This is a genomic window from Thiothrix winogradskyi (genome assembly GCF_021650935.1).
GTDB lineage: Bacteria > Pseudomonadota > Gammaproteobacteria > Thiotrichales > Thiotrichaceae > Thiothrix > Thiothrix winogradskyi.
Genome location: NZ_CP091244.1, coordinates 1,958,646 through 1,970,810 on the forward strand (window position 1 = coordinate 1,958,646; position 12,165 = coordinate 1,970,810).

Here is a 12,165-nt window from a genome sequence, read left to right on the forward strand (position 1 = left end):
CCATAATATTTACGAGGAGGAGATCACAATGCAGTGGGAATTTACCCCCGAACAGGTCGTTAAGGCCGAAGTCGATTACACGCTGGAGAACTTCCGCCATGACTTGCGGCAGGAAGTGGAGCAAAACCTGCCCGGTACGGATGACGGCGCGATCGACCGCGTATTCCGCCTGCTGTACGACCTGTGCTACTGGCTGGCGACGGGCAAGGATTATCAGGAATTTGAGGACTCGATTGATAGCCCCAGCACCAAGATGTTCCTCCAGTCTGCCAAGGTGCATCAGCAAGCAAACGTGGAAATGCTGGGCGCAATCCTGCAACGCAGCATCATGGATGGGGTGGAGGCGGGTATGTCAGTGGATGATGCCGTGGCGCACGCCGCCAGCCGCCACCAACAGCAAACTGCCGTGCATTAAGCGCAAGGAAATACCGTGTTACTGAACCCCAACAGCGATACCGCAGCCTCTTTCGACCGCCCATTGCAACTGCTGCACGCCTGCCACGGCAAGCTCATGCACCAGTGCGGTACACTGCGCAATCTGGTGGATCACCTGAACCAGCACGGTAGTGATGGGCAGGCACAACAGGCGGCGCAAGCGGTGTTGCGCTATTTCACCACAGCGGCTTTGTTGCACCATCAGGATGAGGAAGAAGACTTGTTCCCGGCACTGCGGGCGACAGTTCCGGCAGGTGATACCCACATGGGGGCATTGCTGGCAGATTTAGAAGCTGCGCATATCGTACTGGAAACCCAGTGGCAGGCATTACAGCCCTTGTTGCAGCAGCTTGCCGAGGGTACGGGTACGGAACTTCCCGCTGAACAGGTGGAAGCGTTCGTGATGGGCTATTTTGCGCACATTGCGGTGGAAGAAAAAGAGCTGTTGCCCCTTGCCGAGTACCTGCTCAAGCCTGACCAGCTTGCAGAGATGGGGCAACGCATGGCGGCACGGCGAACATGAACTACGGAACTGGTGGCACAAATACCCCCTGTTTCCCACCAAATCGTGAACGTTCAAATGCTTGTATCTGAATGCGTAAGTTATCCGCTACACCGTAATGCTGTTCCCAACAGCTTAACCATTGCGCCACACTGAGATTTTCCGCCCAACCGTGGGCAGTAGCACACTCACACATCGCTTTTTGTACCATGTGTGGGGAATCCGGTGTTTGTAATGCCTGTAAAATACGGCGTTTACCGCGCCATTGCCGCCAGTGTTTTCCCGCCAGCTTTACGCCAAACCATAGGCTTGCCAACAATGCCAGCAGACTAAACACACCCATTACACCACGCCAAATCCAACCCAATACCCACGGGCGTGGTGGCGTGTATTGCCTGTGTTCCAAACGTGCCGTTTCAGGGTCAAACCAATGCCATTGCAAGGTGGGTAAATCCAGCGGTCCGCTGCTTTGCGGCTTGAAGGGGATGTGGTATTCGAGCCGGTATTGCCCGCCGTCACGGGCAGGTTTGGCGACTTTCGCAGGGAATAATTCCACTCCACTGCTGCGCATTTGTTTGAGAATCGGCGGGAATTGCGCCGTGTTTACCGCGTCGCTGTGCAAACGGATGTGCCAATACGCCAGATGCCCCGGTTGCAACACACCGCTGGGTTCGATGTGTGATTCAATCTCGACATTACCGACGGGGATGGTAGGCGGCAAATACGGTGGCAGGGCTTGCACGTCCAGCGTTTGCACGGGCGGTTGCCATTGTGCGGCATCGCGTCCGTTGAGGTTGTAGCGAATGGTGGGCAGTTGGATGGTTTGTGTGCCGGGGGTGTGGGCAGATAATTGCCATGTCAGGCGTAGGATGCGTTTGCCATCCTCGCTTGCTTCGTTGGTGGCAGGCATGGCTTGCACATCGACACCTTCAATGCGCGGCAAGCTAGCTTCGAGGGTGGCGAAACGGTCGGTGGTTTCGACGGTTACTGTCAGGGTGGTGCGTTCGCGTTGCCAAACTTGCGCATCTTCGAGCTGGATTGTCCACGGCAAATCGGCGGCTACCACGGCAGGACTCCCGGTAATTCGTTGGGTTGGGTTTGCGTGGCGGTGTAGCCTTCTTCGACTTCAAACAGACGTTTCCATAAAGCAGCAGGGTCGTCGTCAAGCTGTTGCTGGGCAATACGGGCATCGTCAAGCGATTGTTGGCTTTTGCGCCATGTTTGTGGGTTGGTTGCGCCGGTTTCTGCCAGTCTTGCCATGCCTTTGTTGACCAGTTGCTCGATGTTTGGGGGTAAAGCGGGTGGTGGGGCGTTTGCGGGTGCGTCTTTGCCTTCGCCTAACGTTAGGGTGCTGGCTTGATCCCAGTCGAGGGTATTGGTATTGCGTTCGCGGCGTGCGCCTGTGCTGGCGTTGTTGGCGGCGGTACGCTGTCCGGCTGCACGGCGGCGTTCGAGTTCGGCTTGGACTTCGGCGGCAAGGTCGAGGTTTTGCTGGGTGGCTGGATGATTGGGGCGATAGGTTAGGGCATCGCGGAACACTTGCGCGGCGGCGGCGTAATCGCCTTGTTGAAAGTAGCTGTTGCCGAGGTTATGGAGGGCGCGGGCGCGTTCGGTGTCGTTGGTGGCGGCGAAGACGGCGGCGGTGAAATGTTGGGTGGCGGTGTCGTAGTGTTCGGTGCGGTAGGCTTGAATGCCAGCGGTTAAGTCGACTTCATCAGCGTGTGAATACATCGGCAGCAGTAACACCATGAGCAGTAACTTAGTTTTCATCATGCCGCATCCACACTGCCAACCACACGCAGACCATCCCCAGCAACAATGTCCACACATACAATTCCCGCCACTGTTGCGCATTGCTGGCAGTAGCTGGAAACACTTGCGCAATGCCGTTGGTGTACAGTGTTTGCCAATCGCTGGCATCGTCTTTCACCGCGCTATACGCACCGCCCGCTTGTGTGCTCAGGCTTTGCAGCAAGGCACTGTCGAGGCGCGACCGTACCGCTTGCCCGTCGTGTTCCAGCCATTTGCCGCCGGGGAGTGGGATGGCTTCGCCGTCTTCTGTACCAACGCCAAGGCTGTAAAGCGGAATGCCAGCCGCTTGCAGGGCTTGCACACGGGTTTGCAAGGCGGCGTGTTGGTCAGCGGGAATATCGCCATCGGTAATCCACAACACGGCGGCGGGTAATGTTTGTTTACGAGCCGCGAGTTCTTGCTGGGCAAAGCCGAGTGCGGCGGCATGGTCAGTGCCAAGCGTCGGCAGCACCAGTGTTTCCAGATGTTGCAGATAAAAGCGCACGGCGTTGGCATCGTTAGTCAGCGGCACGAACAGGTGCGGACGTGCGCCATACACCACGATGCCGACGCGGCTTCCTTGGGCAAGGCTGAGGAATTCGTGCAATTCCAGCGCGGCGCGTTGCAGGCGGTTGGGGGCAAGGTCGGTGGCTTGCATCGAGCGCGAAATGTCTAGCACCACCAGCACGTCGAATTGGGCGGGGCGCAGGTCATCGGGCTGGGTTTGCGGAATGCGCGGCCCGGCAAGGCTGATGGCGAATAGTAGCCACGCGATAGCCCACAGCGTTTGCGGTGACAGCCATTTGCACCAACCGTGCTGGCTGGCGGTTATTTGCACCCACGGTAATAAATGCAGGTCGGCGTAGGTTTGCGCTTGGTGGCGTTGCTGGAAATAGCCCCATGCGGCAAGCAGTAGCGGAAACAGTGCCAGTAACAGCCATAAGGGTTCTCGCCAGTGTAAGGCTTGCCACAGCGTCATGTGTTTGCTCTACGTTGCCAGAGTTGCCACAACATCAGCGGCAGCAAACCTGCCAGTAATAGCCAGTGGTACAGCGGTTGCTGTTCGTAGCGTGGGATTTGTTCCGCTACGTTTTGGTGTTGGCGGGTAATGTCGGCAAGGGCTTGCTCGACGGCTTGCGCATCACCGGCTTGGTAAGTTGTTGCGCCCGTGCGTTTTGACAATGTTTGTAGCAGGGCGAGATTGACGGGTTGGTAGGCTAATCCGCCGGTGTCGCCTTCCATCGTGGCTGCTGTGGAGCCGATAGCGATGGTGTACAGCGGAATCTTGCTTTCGGCGGCGAGTGAGGCGGCAGCTTCGGGGTCTACGCGCCCGATGGATTCGTCAGCGTCGGTGAAGAGTACGAAAATGGGTTTGCGTTGCGGTTGTTTGCCCGCTTCTTTAAGTGCGAGGGTGATGGCATCGCCGACGGCACTAACGCGCCCTGCCAAGGTTGGGGTGAGACGTTGCAGTTGGCGTTGCACCAGTGTTGGGTCGCGGGTCAGCGGCACGAGCAGGTAGGGGTTTTCGGCGAACACGATCATGCCGAGGCGTTCGCCTTGCAGACGGTTGGCGAAATCCTGGAGTAGGGTTTTGAGTACATCCATGCGGCTGCGTTTTTGCCCATCGAGGGCGTAGTCGGTTAGGGTCATGCTGATGGATACATCAACCAGTAGCAGGATGTCGCGTTCGGGCGGCAGGTCGGGGAGTTTTGTGCCGCGTTGTACGGGTTGGGCGATGGCGAGGGTTAGGCAGAGCCACAGCCAGAGGATGATGGCGCGTTGTAGGTGGCGTTGCCATGTGGGGATTTTGGTGGCTGGTAGTAGGTGTGCCAGTGGATGGAGGAAGACTCCCCCTTTCCCCATGTTCCTTTCGACTTCGCTCAGGGAACGGTCGGTGCGTTGGCTGAGCGTAGTCGAAGCCAACAATAACACTACCGGTATTAGAGCCAGATACAGGGTAAGCCAGTCAATGTTCATCGGGCTTGTTCCAACAGAGTGCGGGCTTCGCGTTTAAGAGTGGCGAAGGTTTCTGGCGTGCAAGGTGTTGGGGCGAAGCGGGCGTGGTCGAGTGCTGCGGGGGAAGTAAGCCCTGCTTCGCGCACTATTTTCGCCAGTTGTGGCAGGTTGGAGGGATCGTTCGGCAGCGTTGCCAGTTTGCGCAAAGCCTTCGTAGCAGGATGTTGGCGTTTGCGCCAGTACCCAAATAAGCCAGCCAACAACAGGATGATTACGACCGCTGCCAGCCAGCATACGATGATGGGCAATGGTTCTGGCGGTAGTTCGAGATCGTGCAGACTGGTGTTCATGTCCCCATCCCGTGTGGTAAAGGCACTGCCAATTCTGGTGCATCCACATCTGTGAGGAGTTGGGTGTAATGGCAACCCCAACCGCGCAAACGTTGCGCTTGCTCATCGTGCAACGTCGCCGCTTGCTGGCGAAACTGTTCGCGTAAGATGGGGTCGGCCAGATTGACGCAGTGGGTAACGCCATCCAGTCCTTGCAGGTTCAAGCGTCCGGCAGCGGGTAATTCGCATTCGGCAGTGTCCAGCACTTGCACTGTGAACAGCGGGTGATGATGGAGGAGTTGCAGGATATGTGCCTCACAAGCTGCGTCCAGATCGGCGAAATCGCTGAGTAGATAGACGTGTGTGCCGCGTACCACAGACGCATTGATGAGCGGCAGAATACTTGCCAAGGTAGGTTCATGCGTAGTCGGTAACGGTGGGCACGTTGCTGCGCATTGACGCACGAATTCCCATACGGCATGGGTGTCGGTTGAGGTGGGAAACCAGTGGGGCGGCGCTTCCAAGATTACGCCGGAGACTGCCCAGCCTTGTTGTGTGGCGGCGAACGCGATCAGTGCGGCAACGCGGGCAGCTTGCGCGGCTTTGAGGCGTACTTTCGTGCCAAAACGCATGGCTCTGCGCCGATCAAACACGATGAACACGGCGGGGCGGCGTTCTTCGCGGAACTGTTTGACGTGCGCTTTGCCAGTGCGGGCGGTAACGCTCCAGTGCATGAAACGCGGTTCGTCGCCGGGTTGGTAGGCGCGGCTTTCGGCGTAATCCAGCCCTGCCCCGCGATAGCGTGAAGCTACGTCACCGGCTTGGCGTTGTTCCAGCAGGTTTTGCAGGGAACTGTCAGCGGTTGCACTGCGGGCGCGTTGGTATAACGCTTGTAATTCGGTTTCGGTAAGGAGTGGGGGGAAGACCATTTTCACGGAATCGCCACGCCCGCCAATACCTTACGCACCACCGCATTCGCATCCACACCCGCCGCCCGTGCCGCATACCCCAGCACCAGACGATGGCGCAACACATCCGGCGCAATCTCCAAAATATCATCCGGCACGACGTATTCCCTGCCACGCAAATACGCCAGCGCACTACTGGCTCGCAGCAACGCAATCGACGCACGCGGCGATGCCCCTACCTGCAAATAATCTGCCCACGCTGCATCAAACTGCTCCAAATCGCGGGTAGCCCCGACCAGCGCAACAATATACCGCTCCAGTTCCGGCGCAACATGCACTTCGGCGACTTCGCGGCGGGCTTGCAAGACTTGCTGCGGGTGCAAGGGCGAATGCAGCACGGGTTTATCCGCGCCGTAATGCCGCGCACGGTCGCGTTGCAGGATCAGCAATTCGTCGTCAGCCGTGGGGTATTGCAGCACCACATGCAGCAAAAAGCGGTCGAGTTGTGCTTCGGGCAAAGGGTATGTGCCGCTTTGTTCCAGTGGGTTTTGCGTCGCCATCACGATGAAGAGTTCGGGCAAGGGGCGGGTCACGCCGCCGACGGTGATCTGGTGTTCCTGCATGGCTTCGAGCAGCGCGGATTGCACTTTGGGCGGAGCGCGGTTGATCTCATCCGCCAACACGATTTCGTGGAATAATGGCCCTGGTATGAAACGGAAGGTGCCGTGTTGCGGCTCGAAAATATCCGTCCCCGTCAAATCCCCCGGCATCAAATCCGGCGTGAACTGGATGCGCTGGAAACTGGCGTGAACACCGCTTGCCAACGTGGTGACAGCGGTGGTTTTCGCCAGACCGGGCAGGCTTTCCAACAGGATATGTCCGCCCGTAAGCAGCGCGATCATCAGGCGGTCGAGTAAGTCGGATTGCCCGACAATCACCTGTTCGAGGTGGGAACGCAGTTGCAGGAATTCGGTTTGGGTTTGCACAGTTACTCCTTGTTAAATGTCAGCGCAACCCATGCGCCAGAGAGCAGCATAGCTACCCCGACCAGCCAAAAGGTTACGTCCAAGCCTTGCGTCCATTGTGCCAGCAAGCCCATGCTCAGTGCGCCGACAGCATAGCCGAAGTCACGCCAGAAACGGTATACGCCGAGCAAGGTGCTGCGTTGCGCGGGCGGGCTGACATCGGCAACTGCCGCGCCCAGTGTGGGGTAAAGCATTGCCATGCCGAAACCGATTAGCCCTGCTTCCAACGTCCACAGCCAGACGGTGTGGGTGAGTACCAGCAGCAATACGCCGATGCCGCACAGCCACATACCGCCGACAATCAGTGGCTTACGTCCGAAACGGTCAGATGCCGAACCCGTGATAAGCTGGCTTGCACCCCACACCAGTGCGTAAACACCAATGATGGAACTGGCTTGCACTAGCGTCAGGTTTTGCGATACGAACCACACGGGTAGAATGATCCAGACCAGCGCATCGGTAAATTTTTCCACCAATCCAGCCTGATTCAAGGCTAACAGATTGCGATTTTGCCAACTCGCGTACCAAAAGGCTTGCCCTAATGATGGTGCGGGCGCAGGTTTTATTCCCTGCGTGTGCGCCAATGCCCACGGGCGGGTTTCTTTTATCACCAGAACCGCCAATAGCAAGCCCAGCACAATCACCGTTGTGCCAAACATAAACAAGCCCAACCGTGCGCCGTACACCTCCACCAACCATGCGGTAACAACACCCGCCAAAGCAACGGCGGCGTAGCCGGAAAACTCATTCATGCCATTGACCAGCCCTTTTTGGTTCAGGTTGGTCATGTCGAGTTTGCTGTTGAGGGTCATTGACCAGCACAAGCCTTGGTTGATGCCGAGCAAGGCAGTGGCGGCGACGACCCAACCCCAATTCGGCGCGTAAAGCAGCAGCAACGGAATCGGCAACGCAGCAATCCATCCCGCCACCAACACGCGCTTGCGCCCGAAACGGTCAGAAAACCGCCCTGCAAACAGGTTCATCACGGACTTTACCGCACCAAATACCACCACGAAGGTAGTGAGCAAAAAGAACTGCTGTCCGCCCAGCCCGAATTCTGTTTCTGCCAGACCGGGGACAACGGTGCGCGTCATACCAATGGTTAGACCGACAAGGAATACCTGTAGTAGCTGGTGGAGGATTTGGGTGAGGTTGGCACGGATGCCGTGTTGGATGGGGAGTGAAGTGCTGTGCATGGGTATGAATACTGGCTTTAAATTAACATTCAATCAAAGAATTGAATATACGATTTAAACCCGCTACACTGCAAGCACAATGACAAATACTTTGGATAGGAGCTTCAGCCATGAAAATACTGCTTATTCTCAACGATGCCCCTTACGGCACGGAAAAAGCCTACAATGCCCTGCGGTTGGCAATGGCATTGCAAAAGGAACAAGCGGATACCGAAGTCCTCATCTTCCTAATGGCGGATGCGGTCACTTGCGCCATGCCCAAACAATCCACCCCGCAAGGCTATTACAACCTTGAACGGATGCTGAAAGCCGTGATCCAGAAAGGTGGGCAAATCAAAGCGTGTGGTACATGCCTTGATGCGCGTGGGATGAAAGACATCCCCTTGGTTGAAGGTGTGGAAGCCAGCACCATGCAGCAACTGGCACAATGGACGCTGGCAGCCGACAAGGTACTGACGTTTTAGGTACAGGAAACCGCCACACATGGACATTTTCATCATCCCGCTAGCAGCATTGCTGGCTTCCACCCTGACCCTGTTTTCCGGCTTCGGTTTGGGGACGCTGCTCATGCCCGTGGTGGCGGTCTTTTTTCCGGTGGAAGTCGCCATCGGCATGACCGCGCTGGTGCATTTTGCCAATAACCTGTTCAAGCTGGCCTTGCTGGGGCGGCAGGCTGATGTGGGTGTCATTGCCCGTTTCGGCATCCCGGCAGTGGCGGCAGCATTGCTGGGGGCAGTGTTGCTGGGTTGGTTGGCAACGCAAGCCCCTTTGCTGGAATACCCGTTTGCAGGCGGTTTGGCACAGGTCACTCCGGTCAAGCTCATGATCGGAACACTGATCTTGGTTTTCGTGCTGCTGGAGTTTTTACCCGCGTTCAAACAACTGCGTTTCGGGCAGGAACTGTTGCCATTGGGTGGGCTGGTCAGTGGGTTTTTCGGCGGGCTTTCCGGGCATCAGGGCGCATTCCGCAGTATGTTCCTGCTCAAGTCCGGGCTGGACAAAGAGGCGTTTATCGCTACTGGCGTGGTACTGGCAGTGTTGGTGGACATGACCCGGCTAGTGGTTTATGGCTGGGAATCATCCAGCATGACTGCCAAAAACATTGACTGGGTGCTGGTCGGAATAACAACCCTGGCTGCCTTCACCGGGGCATTCGTCGGCAAACGCCTGATGAAAAAAATGACCATCCATTCTATCCAGATGGCGGTGTCAGCTTTGTTGGTGGTGGTGGCGCTGGGGTTGATGGCTGGGGTACTTTAATACAATCGCTTGCCAACACCGCGCTGGTGACAGACAAGGCTGGATTTGTTGCGGCACTCCTCAACTGCGGCGGGCGATTTCACGGTACAAGGCTTCCGGGCTGACCCCCAACTGTTCCGCCAGCGTTTTCCATTCGCCTTTGGGGGGAAGCCCGCCGCCCCGCCAGTTCAGCCACGCTTCCAGCCGCGCCGCCACGGTTTTGAGGGAAAGCAGTTCGCTGCGGAAACGCGCTTGCTGCACTTCCTGCGCCAGATAAGCCATCCAGTTTTGGGCAAAACCGCAGTCAGCCTGCAAACGGGCAAGCACAGCTTGTCGGGGCAAGGCTTGTACAGTGGCGGCTTTCTGGGCGGTGGCATGGCAATGGTAACAACGGGAATACAACGATGCTTCCGCCAGTATTCCCCCGGCTCTTCCCCGCTGGAGGGTGATGCTGCTGCCGTCAGGTTGGTGGCGCACCAGATGGATTTCACCTGACAGCACCAGAAACAGGGATTCCACCTCGTCCCCCTGATAGAACAGGAATGTACCGGCGGCAAGGTGGCGTTCCTTGCCGTCGGGGATGGCGTGTAATTGCGTGACTAATGTATCAAACATGATTGCAATCATGTCATGTCGTCGCCAGCCGTGGCAAGATTGCGCAATATCAAGGGATAAGGTAGAGGGATAGTATGGGCAAGGTATTCGGATTTGGTGAGACGCTGGCAGATTACAGCGTCCCTGTCCTCAACGAACGTGAAGTGCGGGCGGCAGCAGGTATCCTGTTTTTTTTCGCCATTGTCACTTTCATGAATGCGTTTTTGATGGGCAACTTCTACCCAACACGGGTGTTCATTGTCGCGTTCCTGATGGATTTCACTATCCGGCTGTTTATCAACCCACAGTTTGCACCCAGCATGATTCTGGGGCGTTTCGCGGTGCGCAATCAAACCCCCGAATACGTCGGCGCACCCCAGAAACGTTTTGCGTGGGCTATTGGCTTTGCCTTGGCGCTGCTGATGTTTTACCTGATGGTGCTAAACCGGGTGATTGGGCCGATTAATATGCTGGTGTGTTCTGCCTGCATGACGCTAATGTTTTTTGAAGCGGCTTTTGGCATTTGTCTTGGCTGCAAGGTTTACAACCTGTTTTTCCGCGAAAAGGCTAAACTCTGCCCCGGTGATGCTTGTGAAGCCAATACGCGCCATAACATCCAAAAAATTGGTATGGCACAAGTCGCCAGTCTCGTGGTATTTCTGGGTTTGGTCGGCGTGGTTGGGCAACAGCTTCACAGTGCAGCATCCAGTGCAATAACGCACGAAGCCGCTGCTAACGATGAATGCACCCCGCCTGATTGGGCAGTAAAAATGGGTCATGACGATATGTGGAAGCTGCACCATAACTGCCAATAAGGGAATGCCGATGGATTGGTTGCACGTCACCTTTCCGGTATCTGGGGTCACGACTTGGGTGTTCATCCCGCCCTTGGTCGCCTTTGTACTCTCCTTTTTTGCCTCGATGGGGGGTGTTTCCGGGGGCTTCCTGCTGTTGCCATTCCAAATGTCGGTGTTGGGCTATACGGCCCCTTCGGTCAGTGCGACCAACCAGCTATTCAATGTGGTGGCCATCCCCAGCGGGGTGTGGCGCTATGTGAAGGAACAGCGCATGGTCTGGCCGTTGACGTGGGCAGTCATCATCGGCACATTGCCGGGGGTGCTGGTCGGGGGATGGGTGCGGCTGGAATACTTGCCTGACCCACGGGACTTCAAGTTTTTCATCGGGCTTGTCCTGCTGTATCTGGGGGTGAAATTGTTGGCGGATTTTGCCAAGCGCCGCAAAGTAGCCGCCATCGCTGCCCCGCCAGCCCCAGCGGAGTATGGCATGGACTACCGGGTGTCAGATGCCCGGTTTTCATGGGACGCTATCGGATTTACGTTCATGGGGCAGGCGTTCAATGTGCCCTTTCTTGGCGTTTTCCTGCTGTGCGCCAGCGTAGGCATTATCGGCGGTATCTATGGCATTGGTGGCGGGGCGATCATTGCACCGTTTTTTGTGGCGTTTTTTCGCTTGCCTGTCCATGCCATTGCTGGGGCGGCATTGATGGGGACATTGGTCACGTCGGTGGCGGGGGTTGCCATTTTCCAGCTATTGGCGTTGTATTACCCCGGCGTATCGGTCGCACCCGACTGGCAACTGGGGCTGCTGTTCGGTCTGGGCGGCATGGCGGGCATGTACCTTGGCGCACGTTGCCAGAAATACATCCCAGCGACTGCGTTGAAATTGCTCCTGCTGGTGTGTGTGCTGGCTTTGGCGGGGAAGTATATTGTGGAGTTCATGCACACGGTATAGGGGGGTATAATGGCCTATACTCAACAATCAAGACGGACAGGATTATGTGGAAACCCATTGTCGCCATTGCCATCGGGGCTGCGTTAGGCGCGTTATTGCGCTGGCAGTTCGGCATCAGGCTTAATAGCCTTTTTCCCTTGCTGCCACCGGGTACGCTGGTAGCCAACATGGTTGGCGGTTACATTATCGGCATTGCCATCGCCTTTTTTGCCCAAGCCCCCAGCCTTGCACCTGAATGGCGGTTGTTGGTCATCACTGGCTTCTGCGGTGGCCTGACCACGTTTTCCACCTTTTCTGCCGAAACCATGACGCTGTTGCAAGCTGGACGGCTGTGGTGGGCAATGGGGGCAATCGCCACCCACGTCGTCGGGTCGCTCATCATGACGTTCGCTGGTTTGGCGACATGGCAACTGTTGAGGCAAGCATGAGGAGGATCAT

General features: G+C 56.9%; 16 protein-coding genes. 7 read left to right on the plus strand and 9 right to left on the minus strand.

Annotated elements, in window-relative coordinates:
• Positions 1–28 precede the first annotated feature (28 nt).
• Entirely contained in the window at positions 29–415 is a 387-nt protein-coding gene (locus L2Y54_RS09890; RefSeq protein WP_236501705.1) for a hypothetical protein, read from the plus strand.
• A gap of 15 nt (positions 416–430) precedes the next feature.
• Positions 431–958, plus strand: coding sequence for a hemerythrin domain-containing protein (locus L2Y54_RS09895; protein WP_236501706.1), 528 nt, complete (start codon positions 431–433; stop codon positions 956–958).
• A 1-nt stretch (position 959) separates the two neighbouring features.
• Here L2Y54_RS09895 and L2Y54_RS09900 read toward each other — a convergent pair whose 3' ends face one another.
• Genes L2Y54_RS09900 through L2Y54_RS09935 form a run of 8 tightly spaced genes read right to left on the minus strand, consistent with a single transcriptional unit; the run spans position 960 to position 8,142 of the window.
• Positions 960–2,003, minus strand: coding sequence for a hypothetical protein (locus L2Y54_RS09900; RefSeq protein ID WP_236501708.1), 1,044 nt, complete (start codon positions 2,001–2,003; stop codon positions 960–962).
• Entirely contained in the window at positions 1,997–2,710 is a 714-nt protein-coding gene (locus tag L2Y54_RS09905; RefSeq protein ID WP_236501709.1) for a tetratricopeptide repeat protein, read from the minus strand. Before L2Y54_RS09905 ends, L2Y54_RS09900 begins: the two co-directional genes overlap by 7 nt.
• The gene (locus L2Y54_RS09910) at positions 2,697–3,707 is read right to left on the minus strand and encodes a vWA domain-containing protein (protein ID WP_236501710.1); all 1,011 of its coding nucleotides are present in this window, start codon (positions 3,705–3,707) and stop codon (positions 2,697–2,699) included. Before L2Y54_RS09910 ends, L2Y54_RS09905 begins: the two co-directional genes overlap by 14 nt.
• Positions 3,704–4,705, minus strand: coding sequence for a VWA domain-containing protein (locus tag L2Y54_RS09915; protein ID WP_236501711.1), 1,002 nt, complete (start codon positions 4,703–4,705; stop codon positions 3,704–3,706). The genes L2Y54_RS09910 and L2Y54_RS09915 overlap by 4 nt, the downstream gene beginning before the upstream one ends.
• Entirely contained in the window at positions 4,702–5,034 is a 333-nt protein-coding gene (locus tag L2Y54_RS09920) for a DUF4381 family protein (protein ID WP_236501712.1), read from the minus strand. The genes L2Y54_RS09915 and L2Y54_RS09920 overlap by 4 nt, the downstream gene beginning before the upstream one ends.
• Positions 5,031–5,942: a DUF58 domain-containing protein gene (locus L2Y54_RS09925; RefSeq protein WP_236502020.1), complete on the minus strand. Its 912-nt coding sequence runs from the start codon at positions 5,940–5,942 to the stop codon at positions 5,031–5,033. Before L2Y54_RS09925 ends, L2Y54_RS09920 begins: the two co-directional genes overlap by 4 nt.
• Positions 5,943–5,944: 2 nt before the next feature.
• Positions 5,945–6,907 carry an AAA family ATPase gene (locus L2Y54_RS09930; protein ID WP_236501714.1) on the minus strand — a complete coding sequence of 321 codons (963 nt, stop codon included), beginning with the start codon at positions 6,905–6,907 and terminating at the stop codon, positions 5,945–5,947.
• Positions 6,908–6,909: 2 nt separating this feature from the next.
• The gene (locus L2Y54_RS09935) at positions 6,910–8,142 is read right to left on the minus strand and encodes an MFS transporter (protein WP_236501715.1); all 1,233 of its coding nucleotides are present in this window, start codon (positions 8,140–8,142) and stop codon (positions 6,910–6,912) included.
• Between the two features lie 110 nt (positions 8,143–8,252).
• On the opposite strand from L2Y54_RS09935, the gene L2Y54_RS09940 reads away from it, so the two are divergent.
• Both L2Y54_RS09940 and L2Y54_RS09945 read left to right on the plus strand, forming a co-directional pair.
• The gene (locus L2Y54_RS09940; protein WP_236501716.1) at positions 8,253–8,606 is read left to right on the plus strand and encodes a DsrE/DsrF/TusD sulfur relay family protein; all 354 of its coding nucleotides are present in this window, start codon (positions 8,253–8,255) and stop codon (positions 8,604–8,606) included.
• A gap of 19 nt (positions 8,607–8,625) precedes the next feature.
• Positions 8,626–9,402, plus strand: coding sequence for a sulfite exporter TauE/SafE family protein (locus tag L2Y54_RS09945; RefSeq protein WP_236501717.1), 777 nt, complete (start codon positions 8,626–8,628; stop codon positions 9,400–9,402).
• A 60-nt stretch (positions 9,403–9,462) separates the two neighbouring features.
• Here L2Y54_RS09945 and L2Y54_RS09950 read toward each other — a convergent pair whose 3' ends face one another.
• On the minus strand, positions 9,463–9,996 hold the full coding sequence (locus L2Y54_RS09950) for a Crp/Fnr family transcriptional regulator (protein ID WP_236501718.1): 534 nt from the start codon (positions 9,994–9,996) through the stop codon (positions 9,463–9,465).
• Positions 9,997–10,070: 74 nt separating this feature from the next.
• Between L2Y54_RS09950 and L2Y54_RS09955 the strand changes: the two genes are divergently transcribed.
• The 3 genes from L2Y54_RS09955 to crcB are packed head-to-tail and all read left to right on the plus strand — an operon-like array spanning position 10,071 to position 12,155.
• On the plus strand, positions 10,071–10,790 hold the full coding sequence (locus tag L2Y54_RS09955; protein WP_236501719.1) for a DUF4395 domain-containing protein: 720 nt from the start codon (positions 10,071–10,073) through the stop codon (positions 10,788–10,790).
• Between the two features lie 10 nt (positions 10,791–10,800).
• Complete coding sequence (locus tag L2Y54_RS09960; protein WP_236501720.1) at positions 10,801–11,727, plus strand: sulfite exporter TauE/SafE family protein; 927 nt, start codon at positions 10,801–10,803, stop codon at positions 11,725–11,727.
• A 44-nt stretch (positions 11,728–11,771) separates the two neighbouring features.
• Positions 11,772–12,155, plus strand: coding sequence for a fluoride efflux transporter CrcB (gene crcB / locus L2Y54_RS09965; RefSeq protein ID WP_236501721.1), 384 nt, complete (start codon positions 11,772–11,774; stop codon positions 12,153–12,155).
• Positions 12,156–12,165: the final 10 nt, after the last annotated feature.